The sequence below is a fragment of the Alloscardovia venturai genome, from assembly GCF_042676605.1.
Classification (GTDB): Bacteria; Actinomycetota; Actinomycetes; order Actinomycetales; family Bifidobacteriaceae; genus Alloscardovia; species Alloscardovia venturai.
This window is the reverse complement of the sequence record NZ_JBHTHQ010000005.1, coordinates 41,930-61,505: the sequence shown is the minus strand read 5'-3', so window position 1 is coordinate 61,505 and position 19,576 is coordinate 41,930. Positions and strand designations below refer to the sequence as shown.

Here is a 19,576-nt window from a genome sequence, read left to right as displayed (position 1 = left end):
GGTATTCTGTTCGGTGGTTGGGTGCAGGAGTCAACTTTGATTATGGCGCCTATTGTTGCGGCTGTTTCTTTATGCGCTTTTCTTTTGATTATTTTGCTGGACAAGGTTGATTATGTTGATTTCTATTCCTTGTTTAAGGTCATGGGTGTTGTTTCTGCTGTGATTGTCCCGCTTTGTTTGATTGCTATTTTTATGGGGAAGGCTAGTGTTTGGGGTTTGATTGTTTCGCTTGTTCTTATTGTTTTTGGTGTTTTTTCTTTGGATAAGGATTTGTGCGTTATTCAAGACCTGAGTGATGATGGTGATGTTAGTTCGGAGTATGAGTGGTTCTTTGCGGGTACGTTAATGATTGAGTTATTCGTTATTATCGCGGCGATAGGTCACGGCGCTGACCGGAAAGACGAAAACTAAGGATTTTCCAATGCTGTCTCGTTTTATTGCTTTATGCGAAGCTGAGGGTCGAGAGTATCGTGTTGCTGAGGACATGCTTGTCTTGCCACTGGAATCTTCACAAGTTGCGATACGGCTTGAGGAACATTCCATGACTATTACTGGAGCGTGGGAGAAGTATTTTCCCATGAGCGAGCACCTTCTTGCGACAGAAGTGGTTAATGCGTGGAACAGGGATAATCGCATACTGAAAGCTTTTACGGATGAATATGACGTTGATGAGCGCCTGAATTTACACTTCTATGCATCACTAGAAGTTCCAAGGGCTACAGAGTCCGAAGATGCTTTGTGGGCTTTCGTACTTTCGTCTCTACGTATGATGAAGGTATATTTTGAGTGGTTGTCTATAACCGTTGCCAAGCTTGGTAATGGTGTGACAGATACTAGCTCAAGTGCAGAGAGTTTGCTTGTGCTTGATGACTATGACTCGGCTAATCATCTTTTTGGGATTGGAGAAAAGCTGGATGAGAGTGGCTTTTCGTTCGTTATGAATGACGATGATCTTTTGTTTACAGTAGTTGATGATTATGATACAGCTATCTATATCGATTCGTTCAAGGTTGATTATATATACGATTCAGTCATCGCAGTACTCAAGACAGGCTATAGCAAAGACCGATATAAATATGTACAAGACTTTGTATCGTTAATTAATCGGTCGATAAAGTATATAAAAGCATTCATCATTGAAAGTGAGGGGAAGTATCATATAGCTCTCGAAACATTAGTAGCGAAGATTGAAAACGATACTGACGAAGTGAAGCAAATTACTTCAATGATTGTCAAAATTCATTCAACGGTACAAACTTTATCTGATATTGAATCATCTGCTTCATTTTTTGCGAGCAGCTATCCATCTCAAAACGAGCGTTAAAGCGTTAATGACAGTGATGACAATCCAGATCCACATGTACAGACGATTTGGTGTAATTACAGCAAAACGAATGCTCAATACGATGCATATGATAAATGTGATGACTGTCAGCGCGTTATTCGTAATGAATTTCCAGAATTTCATGTGCTCTAGCCTACCAGATGTATGGTGCTAGTTTGCGTTAAACTTGACACGTTATGCGTTATAAGGTAAGACACAATAACTCACGAGGAATTTCGTTCGTTGAGGCTCGTACATCCCGCGATGATGTGGTAGATGAGGTACAGCTCATGCGGGGGATGAATGTCGTAAATCATCATCCCGAATATTTCCTTCCAATGCGATGTGAAGTGTTACGAAAGTCAGCGCGATTCTACTATGATTCATCGCGTTGTGTCTCGCTTGAGGAGTATCTCAAGGAGCATCCTCTGACCGTTAATTTTACAAGCCTCGTGCTGCTGCTGTCGGAGATATTTTCTTTCGTGCAAACTAAAAATCTAGATGCGTCATATGTATTATGGGATTTATCTCATGTCTATGTGGATCCTACGGCAGGGACGTGGCAATTTATTTTTGTTCCTGCTCGGCAGAAAAATTATCGCAGCAGTCCGATTGAGTTCCTTCATAATCTTGCGCTTCACCCTCACATACTGGTCGCGTCTGAACGTGATAAAACTGTTCTGCAGTATTTTGCAGATTTTGCGATAACCGAGTCTGCATATGATGTGGCAACGGTTCAGCAGGTTTTAGAGCAGTTTCCACCAATTGCAGTCTCTCAAGATAGGGGTGTGGAAATTAAAGCTGATGACTTGATTCCACTCGATGGTGAAACTGTGCTTGCATCTTCACTCAATGGGGTTCCTCTTTTTAAGGGTGACGTGCTAGAAGATAAGAATACCTCGCATGAAGATATGCCCTGGCAACCTGAGATTCCAGAGGTGTCGGACGAACCGAAGGAAGCGTATGATGTATCGGAGTTTTCTCAGTCATCTCAGCAGGAGCTTCGTGGGACTGAAACGATTCTTGTACCACATGAGCAGTCACAGCAGCAAACGCATTCGCCTTCAATGGGGTCTTATGGCACAGGTTCGTCGAGCGATGCAATTATCAGTCTTACGCGATTAAGCGACGGAAGCGTCCGTACTGTAGCGACGCGGCAGGCGACCGTTGGACGGTCTGCGCGTAGTGTGATTCATGTGCCGGGAAATTCAGATATCAGCCGCATACATGCTTTGGTAGAAGTTACTTCAGACGGTTTTGACATCACGGATATGGGCTCACGTAATGGGACGTTCGTCAATGGGGTGCAGCTTACTCCACAGCAACCACTGCATGTGCAGGGTACAATCATTCTGCGTCTTGCGCAGGAAGAGTTTGTGCTGCAGCGAAAACTCTGAGTGGGCGTAACGAGATAGAGTTCTCGCTGCTGACTGCCGCGTGTACTACTTGAGATGGTGTGGATTCTCCCGTGGGCTGAATTTATTGTATTTTACGATTTTCATGATTTACTTAATATTAAAGCTCTCAAAATGAGAGTGAGAAAGGTGCAGACATGAAAATTGCAGTCGTAGCAGCAAACGGTAAATTGGGGCAACTAATCGTAGCAGAAGCTATTAAGCGCGGACATGAGGTCACGGCATTTGCACGGTCGATGAACAAAACCCAATCACAGCACTTTATACAAAAAGACATTTTTGATATCACAACCGAAGATGTTAAGGGCTTTGATGCTCTCGTTAGTGCTTATGGCATTACGCCAGAGTCTGCTCAAGATGAAGCTGTGCGTGTAAATAATCATATAAGTGACATTCTTTCGGGAAGTAAGACGAAGTTCTACACCGTCGGAGGGGCTGGGAGTCTTTATGTAGATGAAGCTCAGACTACTCGCTTAGTTGATACTCCAGAGTTCCTTGATGAATGGAAGTTTACGGCGCTAGCTCAGGCGGAGCAGCTCTATGCGCAACGTGAGCGCGACGATGTAGATTGGATTTTCGTCAGCCCAGCAGCATTCTTCGACTTTGAGGGAGAATTTACTGGTGAGTATCAGGTAGCAGGTGACGTGCTGACACATAATGCAGAGGGTAAAAGCTACATCTCCTATAAAGATTTTGCCTATGCTCTACTCGATGTGCTGGAGAGTGAAAAATATAGTAAGCAGCGTATTTCGTTCTTACATAAGTAATGAGTCCTGAATAGATGTTTATGTAGCTGGTATGAAATCATGCATGAGGGGAGTCTCACAGACATAGTCTGTGAGACTCCCCTCATCGTGTGGTGATTTGTCGCGGTTTGCTCTGTGGATTTGATGTACTAAGCTGCGACTTAAGTTAGGTCGTAAATAGTAACCCCTCCTACTGTGCGGGCAGTATAGTTTTCAGATACCCAGTTTGAGATTTGAGAAGTTGCTGAGGAACCGCCATTTTGTTGTCCTCCCATGCCTCCGCCTGCGATGTAGTAGTGGATGAGCCCTTCAGAGACATACTTCTTAAACTGAGTAAGAGTTGGATAATTGTCGGATCTGTTGAACCCACCTATTGCCATCACAGGGACTTCAGTGGCTAACTGATAGGAAGCAGCATTTTGTGATCCTGTCGTGGCAGCAACCCATCGGTAGGAGGAGGCGTTCTTTTTCAGTAGAGAAATGAGCTCTAAGTTACTTGACGCTCCGCTGCCTCCTGTAAAGCCATTGCTCATCCCGCCGCTCGCGTGAGATGCTGAAGTAGCTGTAGCGTATGAGATACTCCATACCGTAGGGGTGAGAATGATGGTAGCTGCAAGGAAACCAATAGCCACTTTGCGTACCATCGACTGAGATTTATTCGTAGCTTTATGTGATTCAGGTGCTACGTTAGAAGATGTAATTTGCTTCTTCATAAGAAAGTCCTAGCTCTGTGACGAAGAGTTGTCAGAATTCGAGTTTGAACTGTTCGAGTTCGAGTTACTCGAGTCGCTTGAGTTGGAATATCGTTAGAGCTGTCCGAGTCAGAGTTACCTCGCTGTCCTGGCTGTCCCATTTGTCCCATCTGACCGCCATTTGAGCCATTTGAGTTGTTGTTTGAATTATTTGAATTGTTCGAGCTATTTGGAGCGCCATTCATGCTGTTCGAATTATTCTGACCGTTCATGCTCCCCATGCTCGGTCCGCCTTGGAAATTTTGTGAGGACAGTGAATTGGAATTGTGAGCTGACTGAGAGGCAATCATCCACGTCGTAGGAGTGATAAGAATTGCTGCGCCGATGAATCCAGCTGCCACACTCATAATTGTCTTTTTGCGTTGGCTCTTGCTTAAATCAGCCGTCGCAGATGGTTGGGAAGTCCCAGAAGTACTGACGGGCATAGCTGACGCTTGAGTTTGTGGAGACACCGGTGTGTACTGTGGTATATCAGCTGACTGTATGGGCGGCACTTGAGAAGTGAACGTTTCTTGCGGGTTGGAGGAGAACCCAAAATCCTGAAACGCCTGAGTTTGAGTGTTATCTGCTACTGTGTTACGTTGCTCGACCCCATGATTGTGTGACATTTCTGTCTGCACGTCATGTGCTTGGCTAGAGTTGAATTCAGAGTAAGAGTTGGAATTAGTGGTAGTTGTCATGATAAATCCTTCATGTGAGTTGTAATGAGAAATTAAATTTTTAGCTTGAAATTAAGCGTTGGGAAATACGGAGTTCGATGTAGCTTTTCCATTGCCTTCTAGACCTGGGCTTACGCCTGCTCCACCCATTCCGCCTGGCTGTGAGCTGCTGTTTGGCCCGGCACTGACGATAGAGCCTTGATGTCCGGTAGCAACGGTTGCTGCTGTCCATGCAACTGGCCCTGAAATCATGGCAGTAGCTGCAAGTAAAACCGCAAGATATGCAAGGAACTTGGACATAGATGTTTCACGTGGAACACTGACCATATGTTGTATACCAAACCCAACCATGATAATGGTGGCAATGGCGCCCATGATAGTGATAACTATGGCAAGAGCTCTATAGCCTGATGCGGTAGAGACGAGACTATATGCCCATAGGGATGTGGTCAGGGTAGTAAAACCACCGACGAACGGTGCCCATGAGGTCTTGCGCCGAGACCATAACAGCGTTTCTGCAATTGCTGCCAAGATAGCGATGGCAGGAGAGAGGGCTACTGTGTAGTATGCGTGGAAGATACCAGACATGAAACTAAAGACGAGCCACGTTACGATGAGCCAACCGCCGAAAATGATAGCTACTGCGCGACGAATGTCTTGACGATTTTTCCATCCAGCGACACAGAGTGCTACGATAAGCCCCACGAGGGTGGCGAGCGCAAGCCATGTGATTTGGCTATTGAAATCGGAGCCGAGTAGTCGTGTCCAGCCAGTTTCTCCCACATGCCGCCTTGGGACTTTGAACCTCCAGGCACGACCGATCCAGTTTCGTCGCCGGTTATACGACCGAGCCCGTTATATCCAAATGTGAGTTCGAGGAAAGAGTTATTCTGTGAGCCACCGATATAAGGACGCTTGTCGGCGGGAACGATAACGGTAAGAAGTACCCACCATCCCGCAGATAGTATCATAGCTAGGAGTGCTGTGAGCCCGTCCATAACTCTGCGCCAGAACTTCGTTGGGGAGGCGATGAGGAAAGCAAGCGCAATGCCGGGGAGGATGAGCATGACCTGCAACTGCTTCGTAAGGAAACCAAACCCTACTGCTACTCCTGCGAGTGCCATCCATCCTGTTCGTTTCCTATTCCCCTGCCGTGTGGTGTCATACTCCAGTGCTCGCATAGCGGCATAGCATGCCATAACTTCAAGGAAGATGAGAAGCGCATCGGGGTTATTAAATCGGAACATGAGCGCGGCTACGGGCGTGGTGATAAAGAGGGCGCCAGCCAGGATGCCTGTCCAATTTCCCCAGTAACGGCGTGTGAGAGAATATATCGCATATGTGGTCGCTACTCCAAGCAAAGCTTGCGGTAGGAGAATCGCAAAAGAACTTAACCCAAATATGCGTATGGATAATGCCATAAGCCAGATAGACGCAGGCGGTTTATCGACTGTAATAGCATTCCCGGAGTCGGAAGATCCCCAAAGGAATGCCCACCAGTTGCGAGAGCCTGCTTGCGCTGCAGCAGAATAGAACTCATTTGCATATCCTGACGCTGTGAGGTTGATGAAAAATACTGCAACTGATGCAGCCATGAGAGCTGCTAGTGCTATCCAGTCGCGTGCCTTACGAGAGGGAAGCACAAATCGGTTCGTGTAGTGCTTCGTGATGTGTTGTGATGTGTTGTGATGTGTTCACGGTCTTACATGCCAAGCTAAGCGAGAAGTGCTATGGGGACGAGACTTCCTCTCAGACTAGAATCCCGCTGTGTTTCAAGTGCGTCGACTTGCTGTTTAAGGTGGGGAAGGTAAGTTCTGTCGCATGTATATTTTTTACGGGTGCGACGCATGCGGTGCATTCCTTTTAAATCCTTGAGGATAGTATCAGTGATATGAACGCTTGACGACTGATCTTCCACCCAATGCACGGGAACCTGTGTGAGGCGATAGCCTCGATATTGGGCAAGGAGGAGCATCTCAGTGTCGAAGAACCATTCATTGTCATAAAGTTGCGGCACAAGAGCGTGAAAGGTATTCGCTCGTATCGCTTTAAATCCGCATTGTGCATCTGAAAACTGCGCGCCAGAATACATGTGAAGAAGTGCATTGTACGTTCGTGAAATAAATTCGCGTTTGAATGATCGCGTAGTCGCTGAGCTTTTCATAAGCCGTGAACCAATTGCGATATCGCTTACGCCAGTGAGGATAGGATGTACAAGATTGTCAATGTGGTCAAGGCTTGTCGATAAATCAACATCCATGTATGCTGTGCATTGGAGCTGAGCCATGCAGTTTTTAACGCAAATCCACGCCCTTTTCTATCTACGCGAATTGCGCGCACTCTGTGTGGAAACTTTTGTGCGAGAGTGCATGCAATGTCCCATGTAGAGTCTGTACTAGCGTTATCGGTGATGACGATACGCCATGTGAAATCTGCTTTATGTGTCTCGTGAACTGTAGTTCCCGCACTATCGCGCTCGCCGGAGAGAAAACCGTACACTGCCGTGACGGCATGGGCGAGATCGCGCTCTTCGTTATAGATAGGAATGACAAATTCAACATCGACAGTGTCGACAGAGCCAATGGTGTCTGTAATGTGTGAGAAGTAATCATGAATGCTCAAATGTTCAACCATTATGTGCTCCTTTCATGTAATACACGCGCCCATCATGTGCGATGTTTCGTGTGATATCTATCAAACGACAGAGTGCTTGGAACAAACTTCGGTTCACGTTGAGCTTTGCCGAGAGTTTTCTGATAATGCGCTGACAGTGAGGATAAGGAACTGTTGCTGCATCACGAGTGTGTGCATATAAATGGTATAGAGCAAAAGCTGAGATGGAGATGTTATATGAAGCGTCTACCATGAATACCTATGTATAACTTCACTCCAAAACGTTGCTCAATGACAAATAAAATCATGTATGCGCATAAAGAGCAGGCGCAAGAAGCTGCTCGTCGAAGCTACATTGATAGGGGAGTGCAGTTATGGGTATATGTGTGCGATAGCTGTCATACGTGGCATCTCACGAGCCGAGCGCCTATGAAAGAATCTCTTCATGGGCTTCGTCGGTCGAGTCCTCAGGGGAGAAACTCATGGGGCGGTAAGCCTATTCTTTCTCGAAAGAAAGGTTTCAAGCCACGCAATCACTAGTTTTCTCGTTTGAGAAATTCATTAGAATGACCGTCCAGTGAATCCCTGTCTACGTGCAGGTTTGCCGAAAGCGCGTTGGAGACGATTGCGGTCGTTCGCCATAGAGGAGACCTGCTCAGTGAATGGTCGGACAGGATGGGACATATCGCGAGTATCGTAATACGTGACTACTTCAGCGTCGAAATCTGCGAGAGCGTCTGTCATACTTGGATGCTCGTTATCTGCAGGGTAGGTATTGTCAAATATTTGTAATTCTCTTGCCATGCGAGGCTTGAGTTGTGGCTCCACGGCAGGATACCCGAGTGCCAGACCAAGCACGGGGAACGTGAGTTCAGGCAAGTGGAGGGTGTCGATGACTGCTTGAGAATTATTGAGAATAGATCCAAGGATGACACAACCGAGACCGAGGGACTCTGCTGCCGTTTCCATAGCGTGAAGTGCAAGAACGGCATCGTTCTGACCCTGGGTGAAGGTGTAATCAGAATCTAGCGTAATCTCATCCTCAGGAACGCCAGCTTCACGAGCAATGCGCAGATTTCTATGGTCGTCGATGATAAAAACGTAAAGTAATGGTGCTTGAGCTATGTAAGGTTGATTGCCAATTTCTGCAAGTTTGAGCGCAATCTTCTCGTCTGTGACGCGAATGGCAGACCATGCGTTGAAATATTGTGACGTGGCAGCACGCTGAGCTGCGGCCTCAAGCGTGTCAATGACATCGTGTGAGACTTCGCACTCGCTCCAGGCACGAATAGTTCTACGATTGAGCAGAGTATCGATGGTGTCATTGTGAATGATAGTCATACTTCACAATGATAGTCTGCCTTGCATTGTTGTGATATGGAGATGTCATAGTGCGACATCGAAGGTGAATTGTGTGAAATTCCCGTATAGAACCTTGTAGAGGCGACAGGGATTATTGCCTGTGCTTGCCGTTTTTAGCGCGAATTTTAGTGTGAATTGCAGCATGCGAGTCTCTGTAAGTATTGTGGGCCTTCTTGTGGTGCGTGTGACGTACGTCCACAATTTTTTGTGAACCGCGAGTGGAAAGTGTGCTGACGAGAGAACTGATAGCGGCGGACGCGGCAGCAAAAATCATGGAAGCTACGACGCCGTCTGCTTTATCTTTTCCATCAGCATCGACAGCTTTTGCTCCAAGTACGCGCCGTTTTCCTTGCTTCCATGCGACTTCAGAAAGTTTTCCTATGACAAGACCGGCGAGAGCAGGCAGAGTGAGTTTGAGAAGTTTGTCAAAGATATCATCAGGATCATTCTTTATCTGAGAACGCATAGAATTGACCTTCTCGTCGACCGTGTGGAGTTGCTCAAGAGTATGCTGCACATCAAAACTTTCACTCATGTTCTCATTATCGCATATTCAATCTACTTCAAGTTTTATTCAAATTTCTTTGTTACCATGAAACTATGAATAATCAAGGACGACTCATCTTACTGCGCCACGGACAGACAGTGTGGAGTGTGTCTGGACAGTACACAGGGCGTACGAATATCCCACTCACTGCTGAGGGGGAGGAACAGGCTGTAGCTGCTGGACAGCGTTTGCGTGGATACGGAATCGATCCGCGCAGTTGCGATAAATCTCATGTTTTCGTATCTCCTTTGCGTAGAGCTCAGCGCACGGCGCAGATTGCCGGTTTTAGTCAAGTAACGACTCTCGACGAATTAGCCGAATGGGATTACGGTGGGGCAGAGGGGCGTACACGCGCTCAAGTGGCCGAAGTGCTTGGCATCTCCACGTGGAACGTGTGGGAAACTGGCCCACATGAGCTCCCTGAGTCTTTGTGGGGCACGCGCAGTGAGTACTTTGAAAATTATGGTGATATCGAAATCATCAATGGTAAAGGTGAATCTGTCGAAGAGGCGGCGGCTCGCACACGTCGCGTGATAGATAAAGCTCTTCCATACATCATGGCTGGTGAGGATGTAGTGTGTGTAGCGCACGCGCATATCCTGCGAATACTAACTACTCAGTGGCTTGGTCTCGATCCTCATTGTGCTCGAATGTTCGTGCTTGATACTGCTCATTTTAGTATTTTAAGCATGTATCGTGATGATAAAGTTATCGCGGGGTGGAATCAATAATTTTAGAAATATAGCGTAAGAGCTTTACAGATGTTTCTCTTTTGTAGCAAGGCGTAACGATGCTGTTGCACCTTTTATTATTTGATTTTGCGCCGTATAAGTTTTCCCTAAAATTTTTCGCAAATCGCCGGAATAAAAGTAGACAAATAAAAGTTGAGTGATGTAGACTCAAGTTTAGAAAGTTGATAATACGACGCTCAACTTTAGAAGGCTTGAATAGGACGATAAGGAAAGGAGCCCTGATTATGGGTCGCGCAGTGGGTATTGATTTGGGTACCACAAATTCTTGCATTGCTACTTTGGAAGGTGGTCAGCCAACCGTTATTGTTAACGCAGAAGGTGCACGTACCACACCATCTGTTGTAGCTTTCAGCAAGTCTGGTGAAATTCTTGTAGGCGAAGTCGCAAAGCGTCAGGCAGTCACGAACGTTGATCGCACTATTTCTTCGGTCAAGCGTCATATGGGTACCGATTGGACGGTCAAGATTGACGATAAGGAATGGACTCCGCAGGAGATTTCCGCACAGATTTTGATGAAGCTCAAGCGTGATGCTGAGGCTTATCTTGGTGAGCCTGTTACCGATGCAGTTATTACCTGCCCAGCATACTTCAATGATGCACAGCGTCAGGCTACCAAGGATGCTGGTACTATCGCAGGTTTGAATGTTCTTCGTATCATCAATGAGCCAACTGCAGCAGCATTGGCATATGGTCTTGAGAAGGGCAAGGAAGACGAGCGCATCTTGGTCTTCGACCTTGGTGGCGGTACCTTCGATGTATCCCTCTTGGAGATTGGCAAGGACGAAGAGGATGGCTTTGCAACCATTCAGGTCCAGGCGACTAATGGCGATAATCGCCTCGGTGGTGATGATTGGGATCAGGCAATCATTGACTGGCTCGTCACGGAAGTGAAGAATAAGTACGGTGTAGATTTGTCCAAGGACAAGATTGCACTCCAGCGCTTGAAGGAAGCTGCTGAGCAGGCAAAGAAGGAGCTGTCATCTTCAAGCTCTACATCCATCTCTATGCAGTACTTGGCTATGACTCCTGATGGTACGCCAGTACATCTCGATGAGACTTTGACTCGTGCAAAGTTCGAAGAGATGACATCTGACCTGCTTGATCGTACACGTAAGCCATTCAATGCAGTTCTTGCTGACTCTGGTATCTCTGTGTCTCAGATTGATCATGTAGTCCTCGTTGGTGGTTCTACTCGTATGCCGGCTGTTCAGGAACTTGTAAAGGAACTGACTGGTGGGCGTGAAGCAAACAAGTCTGTCAACCCTGATGAAGTAGTAGCAGTGGGTGCGGCAGTTCAGTCTGGCGTCATCAAGGGTGATCGTAAAGATGTTCTCTTGATTGATGTCACGCCATTGAGCCTCGGTATTGAGACTAAGGGTGGCATCATGACCAAGCTGATTGAGCGTAATACTGCTATCCCAACCAAGCACTCTGAAGTCTTCTCTACTGCGGAGGACAATCAGCCTTCCGTACTCATTCAGGTGTATCAAGGTGAGCGTGAGTTTGCTCGTGACAACAAGCCATTGGGTACTTTCGAGCTTGATGGCATCGCTCCAGCTCCTCGTGGCGTTCCACAGATTGAGGTCACCTTCGATATTGATGCAAACGGTATCGTACATGTCTCCGCACGAGACAAGGGCACAGGCAAGGAACAGTCTGTAACTATTTCTGGCGGTTCTGGTCTTGATAAGGATGAAATCGATCGCATGGTTCAGGAAGCTGCATCTCACGAAGCTGAAGATAAGAAGCGCCGTGAAGAAGCTGAGACTCGTAATCAGGCAGAGTCCTTCGCATATCAGACAGAGAAGCTCGTCGCTGACAACAAGGACAAGCTCTCCGATGAGGTAGCGACTGAAGTAACGAATAAGGTCAATGCTTTGAAGGAGGCTCTGAAGGGAGACGATATCGAGGCTATCAAGACAGCTCAGTCTGACTTGATGACTTCCGCTCAAAAGGTCGGCGAAGCCATCTACTCTCAGCAGAATGCTGAAGGTGCTGCTGGGCAGGCTGGTTCTGCACAGAACTCCAATGGTGGCGACGACGATGTAGTAGATGCTGAAGTCGTAGACGACGATAAGGAATAATCATGGCTGACTTCAATACCGAGAGCTATATGAACGGTATGGATGATGCTGAGAAACTGGTGGCGGAGAACGTTTCTGAATCAGCAGACGCGCCGTTGACTGGAGATAGCGAGACTGCAACTTCAGATACAGATGCACATAGCACGTCGCTTCGCGCTCAGGCTCAGCAGTCTGACGGTAATGTCGATGCAAGTGCTACGCGTACCGATGGAACCGATGATGCTTACGCTGAATCTGAGTCTAAGGCAGATACTGACACAGGCGCTGAAACCCTCACTCCACTTGGAAAGGCGAAAGCAGAGGCTGCGGAGTACCTTGAAGCCTTGCAGCGCGAACGCGCAGCATTCGTCAACTTCCGCAATCGTGCGGCAAAAGAGCAAGATCGCCATCGAGAGCATGGCATCGTCGATGTACTGACGGCACTTTTGCCAGCGTTGGATGACATCGATCGCATTCGTGCGAACAGTGAGATGGACGATTCCTTCGCGGCGGTAGCTTCCAAGATTGATAAGACCTTTGAGAAGTTTGGCGTAGAAAAGTTTGGCGAAGCTGGTGAAGCATTTGATCCTACTCGTCATGATGCGATTTTGCGCAAACCGGATACAGATGTGACTGAAGAAAAGGTGGATACAGTCGTAGAAGCCGGATACCGTATAGGAGACCGTATCATCCGTGCAGCACGAGTCGTCGTAGCTGTACCACAGGATTAACCTTACTCCTACTCGAAGGCGGCGCTTGTACCTCATGGTAGTAGCAGCCGCCTTCGTGCATATATACATATATACGAGACAAATACACGTAAAGATACGTAAAAATTATCGGCAGCCAGAAGATAAGGAGGAGTCATCATGGCTGAACAAGATTGGCTCACAAAAGACTTCTACGGCGTACTGGGAGTCTCCAAAGGTGCTGATGATAAAGAAATTTCGAAAGCTTTTCGCAAGCTTTCACGCAAGTATCACCCAGATTTAAATCCAGGAGATAAGAAAGCTGAGGAGAAATACAAAGAAATCTCTGAGGCATATGACGTTTTGAGTAATAAAGATACGCGTCAAAAGTATGATGCCATTCGTTCCTTCGGTGCAGGTGGTGCGCGTTTCACGGGAGGGACAGGTACAGCAGGCGGCTATGAGGACATGCTCGGCGCCATGTTTGGAAACATGGGCGCTCGAGGTGGTGCAGGTTTTGCTGGTATGAATTTTGGTGGTATCAACCTCGACGATCTTATGGCTCAGGCTGGCGCATACGGAGGTCATGGCGCAGCTGGCGCTGCTGATTTTGGTGGGCAACCCCGCCGTCGAGCCAACGCAAATCCATTTGCTGCCCAGCCTGAACCTGTTCGAGGAGAAGACCGCTCAGCGAAGGTGACCTTGTCCTTGCGCAAAGCTGTAGAAGGCGCGACTATAAGTCTTAAAGTGGCGGGGTCGAGCTTTAAGGCAAAAATTCCGGCAGGTGTACGCGATGGTCAGACTATACGCATTCCAGGTAAAGGCAAGTCTGGCCAGTATGGTGGCAAGAATGGCGACTTACTAGTCAAGGTTAGTGTCAAGGCTGATGATACTTTCTCCATGCAAGGCATCGACCTTGTGCGTTCAGTGCCAGTTACTGTGGCAGAGGCTGCGTTGGGCACTACTATCACTGTCAAAGACTTCAACGGTAATGATGTCCGCGCGAAGATTCCTGCTGGCTCTACGACGGGTACTCAAGTGCGAGTTAAGAAGGCGGGAGTAAAAACTTCAAAGGTGCACGGTGACCTTGTCTTGCGACTAGAAGTCCAATTACCAGAAAAGCTTAGCCTTGCTCAAAAGAAGGCTATAAAAGCAATGGATGAAGCTTTTGGTGACTTCCGTACTGAAATAGAAAACAAACGTGCGGAAAGATAGATGCGAGTAGGGTAGAAGTATGACACGAATGGATGCACAGACCAAGCAGGCGTACATTACCTGCGCTCAGGCAATCGCAGAAGGACGCATTGACCTTGATGGGGCCGATGCATCCGGGTTCAGCATTGATGAGCCAGTATTTAATGTCTCTCAGACTGCCCAACTTGTGATAATTCATCCACAAACTCTTCGGCAATATGACCGCTTGGGGCTTGTGGTGCCGCAGCGCACAGAGGGTGGCTCGCGCCGTTATGCATTACGCGATATTGACAGGCTCATGTTGACACAGCATTTAGTGCAAGATGAGTCTATTAACTTGGCGGGAGTATCACGCATTTTGCAGCTCATGGAGGAGAATCGTCAACTCCGCAGGCAGATTCGTCGGTTGAGACGTCCGGAAGGTTCGAGCATTTTTACTGCGGGAATGGATGGTGAAATCGTAGAGAATCTTCGCTCGCATCGTGAACGTGCCCAGGCTGCAGCGCGAGCTGTGGGCATTCGTGTGGGGCGTCATGCAGATTCAAGGGACGAAGGTACTCGCGATTATGATCATGAGGAATTAGAGATACGCCCTGCACGAGGACGTTTCCTGCCGCGTGGGGCTTCTGCGGCTTATGTGTTGCAGCTTACAAGCTCGCCGGTAGATGATGATACTGATTCCGACCAAGAGAGTGACTTCAATGCTGACACTGGCAATGATGACTACTACTTTAGTTTGGGGGATACTCGCCACGTATACTGAAATACGTTAAACGCGATTTATGGAGTATGCGCTTACGGCGCATAATTTTAGAGTGCGCGTGCGCGTGACGTTGAACTACGTATGAGTAATTGCACCGGTTCAATGTCATGAGTCGCGGCTGACATATCGCCATCAACTAGCGCTAAAGCCTTTTGAGCAGCTTTTATTGCTGTATCAAGGGGCTTTTGCTTTATGGTGCTTAACCCAACTTCACCAGAGAAAGTTGAGTTGTCATAACCGAGTACAGATAAGTGTTCAGGTATTGCCAAACCAATGTGCTGAGCTTTGAAGATAAAAGGCACAGCAAGTGAATCTTGATGAAAGAAAAGCGCTGTAACATCCTTATTGCGCGACGAGAGGAGCTGCGAGTAGATAGTATTAAAACCATCTTCATCTGATTTAATGGTGATAATGGTAGAGCGTATGCCTGCGTTATCGCACGCTTCGCTAAAGCCGTCAATGCGCTGTGCTGAGCTGAAATTGAGTCCTTCATCGAAAGTTTCATAGCAATACGCGATATTTTTATGACCAAGCTGAGCAAGATAGCGTACGCCGATGGACGTCCCCTCTCTGTCGTCAATGCTGACAGAAGCGGTAAAGCCAGTAGTGTCTGAAATGTTAATGCCGATGATAGGCAAGTGTGCTGTGCTAAGCCGTTCGATTTCCTCTGCGCTAATGGCAAAAGACGATACGATGACGGCGTCGACGTTTCCGCGTAGAGGTAAGTTCTCAAAGAACTCTTTGCGTTGTGTGACATTGCAGATAGGAAAAATTACTAAATCGTAGCGAGTGTCGCGAAAAACGGTATTAATTCCTTCAATAATTCTCCCAGTAAACCAATCGATTTTTGATGAGCCCACGAGAAGTGCCACGCGCATGGACCGCCCAGATTTGAGTAGACCTGCCGAACGTGAAATGTAGAAGTCTAATTTTTCTGCAGCTTTGCGCACGCGTTGCTGAGTACTAGGGGAGACACGTTCAGGATGTGAAAAAACGCGTGAAACCGTCGCTGTGGAAACTCCTGCAGCCTGTGCTACGTCTTCTATACTCGATTTCATATGCGCTCCTGTGCGCGCCCTCGCGCGGGTAAAAATGGTTTTGTGGGTTTGTCTAAGCGTTGCATCTGTGCGACACGCCGTGACTTATCTCCATAGTATCACGAAATGCTTGGAATGTAACCGCTTACATAATTCTGTGTGCAGAATTGAGAAAGTTTTCTGAAAATATTTCTCTATTACGAAAAGAGTTGTATAGTTAAAAGTGCAAAAATATTGTTCTTACAGTGAGGTAAGGAGAGAAAATGCAGTGGAAGAAAGTAGCGACATCTGCGATTGCAACCGTTGGCATTCTCGCTATGCTTGGAGCTTGCGGAAGTGGTGCTCAAGGTGTTACGGATACGAAGAAGGACAAGGGTCTTGATGTCATTGGTACAAATATCAAGTACGACCCTAATCATTTGGTTAATGGTGGTAAGCCGATAACACTTGACTACTGGACATGGAATCCTGAGGGTGTAGACCCTGTCTACAAGCTTTCCAAGGATTACAGCAAAATTTATCCAAATGTAAAGATCAACATCAAGAAGATTGCGTGGGATGACTACTGGACCAAACTCCCGCTACAGCTCAAGGGTAAGAATGGTCCAGCCGTTTTTAATATTCATAATTCGTATGATTCCTTGGTTCAGCCTTATGCTGCTACCTATGATGTGGATAAGGCTCAGCTTGAGGCGGATTACCCGTCTGCTGTCGCTCATGAGGATGCTCAGGGAAAAGTTAAGTATATTGATTCGGTCATCAATACCGGAAATATCTACTACAACAAAGACTTGTGGAAAGCTGCCGGACTTACAGACAATGACATTCCCAAGACATGGGATCAATTCATTGAGATTGCAAAGAAGCTGACAAAGTTTCAGGGAAGCAAGATGACTCAGGCTGGCTTCAACTATAACGGTGCATATTCTGCAATTTACCAAGGGTTGAACTACCAAAAAGGTGAATTACTTTTCACAAAGGACGGCAAGAAGGCAAATTATGATAACGCTGTTACTCGTGAGAACATGCAGTTCCTTAAGGATATGTATGAGAAGGATAAAATTGGCTCTGTAAACTTCGGCAATGACTATTCCCAGTCCTTCGGGCAAGGCCAGACGGCGATGGTGTACGCATGGGGTTGGCTTGAAGGGACAATGAAGGAAAAGTACCCAAAGATTAATTACGGTGTATTCCCAACGCCAACCTTTGATGCCAATAAGACACCTTTTGCTTATGATCGTTATAACGGCGAATCCACCCCAGGAATTAACAAGAATCAGTCTGCACAACAGCAGAAAGTGGCGCAAGACTTTGTCAAATATCTGCTTGCTAATGACGATTATGTACGTCAAGCTGTGACAGGATTAAACTCGTTCCCAGCGAAGGCGAACATCCAAAATGATCCTGAAATCCTTAAAAACCCAGTTATGGCATCTATTAAAGACCATGTTAATCGTCTCATTTGGCCGGGCGCGACACCTGCAACCGTTGAATCTTCTGGACAGACTGCTTTTGAGGATGTGATGAACAACGGTAAATCCATTAGTGAAGCTGTCAAGAACGGGCAAAAGACAATGGATAAGGATATGAAGGGCAGTTCCTTCGTATCTACCGAGAGTAAGTATGAGTTCTTCTCTGAACACAAGTAACTTGTACAGGTTAGTCACGTAAGAGAGATAGCAGAGATAACTATGACACGCGAGATAAAGCCTCAGGCTACACTAAAATCGACAGTAGAACGAATATTTTCCTTGAGAAATGTTGCTGTAACGTTTCTTGTAGTATATTTTGCAATCTTCTTGGCGTATCCTATTTTTAAGGCATTTGCTGGTAGCTTGCATAATTGGAATCCGCTCAACGGAACATATGAATGGGTAGGATTTGATAACTACATAGGCGTATTTACCGATGGTCTATTTTGGAAGTCCATGGCAAATACAGGTGTGTTCCTTTTCTGGTCGACACTTTTTAGAGTGGTTCTGGGGCTTGGTCTTGCGCTCCTTTTGAGTTCGCGCCTTATACATGCGAAAGACACGTTACGTGGTCTGTTCTATATGCCGACAATTACGCCGTTAGTAGCTGTGTCCTTTGTATGGTTGTGGATGTTTGACCCGCAGTTTGGGATGATTGATAAGGTAACGGGGCTCAATGTCAATTGGCTTCATGACTCGCACTGGGCTATGCCGGCAGTTATCATCATGACCATTTGGAAGGACTTCGGCTACGCAACGGTGCTCTACCTCGCGGGTCTGATGAATTTACCACGTGATGTGTATGAAGCGGCGGAAATTGATGGAGCAAATTCGGTGCAGATTTTCTTCAAAATCACGCTTCCGCTCCTGAAGTCGACGACACTGTTCATCGTCATTACGTCGATGATTAGCTATCTACAGGCGTATGTGCAGTTCCTCGTGATGACTGAAGGGGGGCCTGGCACCTCGACATACACTATTTCTTACTTGATTTTTGATCAGGCATTCCAGAAGTACAACTTTGGTGTGGCATCCGCACAAGCAGTGATTCTGTTCATCTTTACCGGCATCCTCACTCTGATCATGTTTAAGATTTCTGGAGATAGCACGGAGGCGTTGTCATAATGAAGAAAGTAACTCTCGGTCAGCGTATTGGCTCCATTCTTCTCACTATTATCTTGTTCCTCATTGCGTTCGTCGTCATCGTCCCATTCTTGTGGATGTTTGTCTCATCGTTTGCGCCTAATAGTGACATTGTGGCAATCAACGGTGGTTTGTTCCCTAAACCGTCGACTCTCGAAAATTATGTCAATATACAGAACAACTTCAACTTCTTCCGTTTGTTTGCAAACTCGCTGTTTATCGCGATTACTAAGACGGTCATTATTATCTATACATCGGCATTGTTGGGATTTGTCTTCTCAAAGATGCGTTTCTTTGGGCGCGATTTCCTCTTTGGTGTCGTTATGTCAACGATGATGATTCCATGGGCAGTAACTATCATCCCTCAGTATGAAATGATGCAGCAGTTTGGGTGGATGGACTCTTACAAGGCGCTGATTATCCCATCCATGATTTCTGGATTTGGTATCTTCCTTTTCCGCCAGTCGATATCAGGGATTTCTGATGAACTTATCGAAGCTGCGAAACTTGATGGTGCAAGTGATTTCCGTGTGTTCCACAGCCTGATTCTGCCTCTGAGTCACAACACCATCGCCGCGCTGGCAATCTTCACGTTCCTGTGGAATTGGGAAGACTATCTGTGGCCGTTCTTGATGATTACCACCGATGAGAAGCAGCTGCTTGCTGTGGGGCTGAAGGCGTTTAATGGGCAGTATGGTACGGACTACGGTGGGCTATTTGCGGCTACGTCGTTGGCAATTGTTCCTGTGATTATCGTTTATTTGATTTTCCAGAAACAATTCATCGCTGGTATAGCTACCGGATCGACTAAGTAATTTTAGAACACTCACTTTTTCCCGGACAGTGCGTACGATATCGTACAAACTGTCCGAAAACTTTTGAGTATTAGGAATACTCAATGTGGGGCGGGTGTGAAAACGATACTCACAAGTCTTTCTTTCATTTTGCAAAATTATGAATGAATAAATTATTGTATTACGTATTAAGTCAGGAAAACTAATAGAAATAGCAAAGAGTCCAACACAAAAATTATTTTGCAAACGTT

General features: G+C 46.6%; 21 protein-coding genes and 1 pseudogene. 13 read left to right on the top strand and 9 right to left on the bottom strand.

The features are described from left to right. From ACFQY8_RS00455 to ACFQY8_RS00440, 4 genes are all read left to right on the top strand, one after another. A partial coding sequence (locus ACFQY8_RS00455) for a hypothetical protein (protein WP_377937561.1) occupies positions 1 to 411 on the top strand: 411 nt, incomplete at its 5' end. A gap of 10 nt (positions 412 to 421) precedes the next feature. After that, positions 422 to 1,324, top strand: coding sequence for a hypothetical protein (locus ACFQY8_RS00450; RefSeq protein WP_377937560.1), 903 nt, complete (start codon positions 422 to 424; stop codon positions 1,322 to 1,324). Between the two features lie 197 nt (positions 1,325 to 1,521). Then, on the top strand, positions 1,522 to 2,721 hold the full coding sequence (locus ACFQY8_RS00445; RefSeq protein WP_377937558.1) for an FHA domain-containing protein: 1,200 nt from the start codon (positions 1,522 to 1,524) through the stop codon (positions 2,719 to 2,721). 155 nt (positions 2,722 to 2,876) lie between these two features. Further along, the gene (locus tag ACFQY8_RS00440; RefSeq protein ID WP_377937556.1) at positions 2,877 to 3,506 is read left to right on the top strand and encodes an NAD(P)-dependent oxidoreductase; all 630 of its coding nucleotides are present in this window, start codon (positions 2,877 to 2,879) and stop codon (positions 3,504 to 3,506) included. Between the two features lie 140 nt (positions 3,507 to 3,646). Here the strand turns inward: ACFQY8_RS00440 and ACFQY8_RS00435 are convergent, their stop codons facing one another. The 6 genes from ACFQY8_RS00435 to ACFQY8_RS00410 form a co-directional block, all read right to left on the bottom strand. Beyond that, the gene (locus ACFQY8_RS00435) at positions 3,647 to 4,198 is read right to left on the bottom strand and encodes a hypothetical protein (protein WP_377937554.1); all 552 of its coding nucleotides are present in this window, start codon (positions 4,196 to 4,198) and stop codon (positions 3,647 to 3,649) included. Beyond that, a complete protein-coding gene (locus tag ACFQY8_RS00430) occupies positions 4,195 to 4,917 on the bottom strand; it encodes a hypothetical protein (protein ID WP_377937552.1) in 723 nt (240 codons plus the stop codon). Before ACFQY8_RS00430 ends, ACFQY8_RS00435 begins: the two co-directional genes overlap by 4 nt. A gap of 51 nt (positions 4,918 to 4,968) precedes the next feature. Beyond that, a complete protein-coding gene (locus ACFQY8_RS00425; protein ID WP_377937551.1) occupies positions 4,969 to 5,679 on the bottom strand; it encodes a hypothetical protein in 711 nt (236 codons plus the stop codon). Further along, entirely contained in the window at positions 5,586 to 6,491 is a 906-nt protein-coding gene (locus ACFQY8_RS00420) for an ArnT family glycosyltransferase (RefSeq protein WP_377937549.1), read from the bottom strand. The genes ACFQY8_RS00425 and ACFQY8_RS00420 overlap by 94 nt, the downstream gene beginning before the upstream one ends. 119 nt (positions 6,492 to 6,610) lie before the next feature. Next, positions 6,611 to 7,183: a hypothetical protein gene (locus ACFQY8_RS00415; RefSeq protein WP_377937547.1), complete on the bottom strand. Its 573-nt coding sequence runs from the start codon at positions 7,181 to 7,183 to the stop codon at positions 6,611 to 6,613. Further along, entirely contained in the window at positions 7,087 to 7,530 is a 444-nt protein-coding gene (locus ACFQY8_RS00410) for a glycosyltransferase (protein ID WP_377937546.1), read from the bottom strand. Before ACFQY8_RS00410 ends, ACFQY8_RS00415 begins: the two co-directional genes overlap by 97 nt. Before the next feature lie 270 nt (positions 7,531 to 7,800). Here ACFQY8_RS00410 and ACFQY8_RS00405 point away from each other — a divergent pair, with 270 nt between their 5' ends. Beyond that, complete coding sequence (locus ACFQY8_RS00405) at positions 7,801 to 8,049, top strand: hypothetical protein (protein ID WP_377937544.1); 249 nt, start codon at positions 7,801 to 7,803, stop codon at positions 8,047 to 8,049. Between the two features lie 21 nt (positions 8,050 to 8,070). Here ACFQY8_RS00405 and ACFQY8_RS00400 read toward each other — a convergent pair whose 3' ends face one another. Then, positions 8,071 to 8,850: a nitroreductase family protein gene (locus ACFQY8_RS00400; RefSeq protein ID WP_377937542.1), complete on the bottom strand. Its 780-nt coding sequence runs from the start codon at positions 8,848 to 8,850 to the stop codon at positions 8,071 to 8,073. Positions 8,851 to 8,962: 112 nt separating this feature from the next. Then, the gene (locus tag ACFQY8_RS00395; RefSeq protein ID WP_377937540.1) at positions 8,963 to 9,406 is read right to left on the bottom strand and encodes a DUF4235 domain-containing protein; all 444 of its coding nucleotides are present in this window, start codon (positions 9,404 to 9,406) and stop codon (positions 8,963 to 8,965) included. 65 nt (positions 9,407 to 9,471) lie between these two features. Here ACFQY8_RS00395 and ACFQY8_RS00390 point away from each other — a divergent pair, with 65 nt between their 5' ends. From ACFQY8_RS00390 to ACFQY8_RS00370, 5 genes and pseudogenes are all read left to right on the top strand, one after another. Further along, complete coding sequence (locus ACFQY8_RS00390) at positions 9,472 to 10,149, top strand: histidine phosphatase family protein (protein ID WP_377937538.1); 678 nt, start codon at positions 9,472 to 9,474, stop codon at positions 10,147 to 10,149. Between the two features lie 245 nt (positions 10,150 to 10,394). After that, positions 10,395 to 12,254 carry a molecular chaperone DnaK gene (gene dnaK / locus ACFQY8_RS00385; protein WP_377937537.1) on the top strand — a complete coding sequence of 620 codons (1,860 nt, stop codon included), beginning with the start codon at positions 10,395 to 10,397 and terminating at the stop codon, positions 12,252 to 12,254. Between the two features lie 2 nt (positions 12,255 to 12,256). Then, positions 12,257 to 12,964 carry a nucleotide exchange factor GrpE gene (gene grpE, locus ACFQY8_RS00380; protein WP_377937535.1) on the top strand — a complete coding sequence of 236 codons (708 nt, stop codon included), beginning with the start codon at positions 12,257 to 12,259 and terminating at the stop codon, positions 12,962 to 12,964. A gap of 138 nt (positions 12,965 to 13,102) precedes the next feature. Further along, positions 13,103 to 14,137: a DnaJ C-terminal domain-containing protein gene (locus ACFQY8_RS00375; protein WP_377937533.1), complete on the top strand. Its 1,035-nt coding sequence runs from the start codon at positions 13,103 to 13,105 to the stop codon at positions 14,135 to 14,137. 19 nt (positions 14,138 to 14,156) lie between these two features. Then, positions 14,157 to 14,606: pseudogene (locus ACFQY8_RS00370) on the top strand (heat shock protein transcriptional repressor HspR); the annotation flags it as partial. Between the two features lie 320 nt (positions 14,607 to 14,926). Here ACFQY8_RS00370 and ACFQY8_RS00365 read toward each other — a convergent pair. After that, positions 14,927 to 15,937: a LacI family DNA-binding transcriptional regulator gene (locus ACFQY8_RS00365; protein WP_377937531.1), complete on the bottom strand. Its 1,011-nt coding sequence runs from the start codon at positions 15,935 to 15,937 to the stop codon at positions 14,927 to 14,929. Positions 15,938 to 16,179: 242 nt separating this feature from the next. Here ACFQY8_RS00365 and ACFQY8_RS00360 point away from each other — a divergent pair, with 242 nt between their 5' ends. The 3 genes from ACFQY8_RS00360 to ACFQY8_RS00350 are packed head-to-tail and all read left to right on the top strand — an operon-like array spanning position 16,180 to position 19,346. Then, entirely contained in the window at positions 16,180 to 17,565 is a 1,386-nt protein-coding gene (locus ACFQY8_RS00360) for an extracellular solute-binding protein (protein WP_377937530.1), read from the top strand. A 42-nt stretch (positions 17,566 to 17,607) separates the two neighbouring features. Continuing rightward, positions 17,608 to 18,513 (top strand): carbohydrate ABC transporter permease, encoded by a 906-nt coding sequence (locus ACFQY8_RS00355; protein ID WP_377937528.1) that lies wholly within the window; start codon positions 17,608 to 17,610, stop codon positions 18,511 to 18,513. Continuing rightward, on the top strand, positions 18,513 to 19,346 hold the full coding sequence (locus ACFQY8_RS00350; protein WP_377937526.1) for a carbohydrate ABC transporter permease: 834 nt from the start codon (positions 18,513 to 18,515) through the stop codon (positions 19,344 to 19,346). Before ACFQY8_RS00355 ends, ACFQY8_RS00350 begins: the two co-directional genes overlap by 1 nt. Positions 19,347 to 19,576 lie beyond the last annotated feature (230 nt).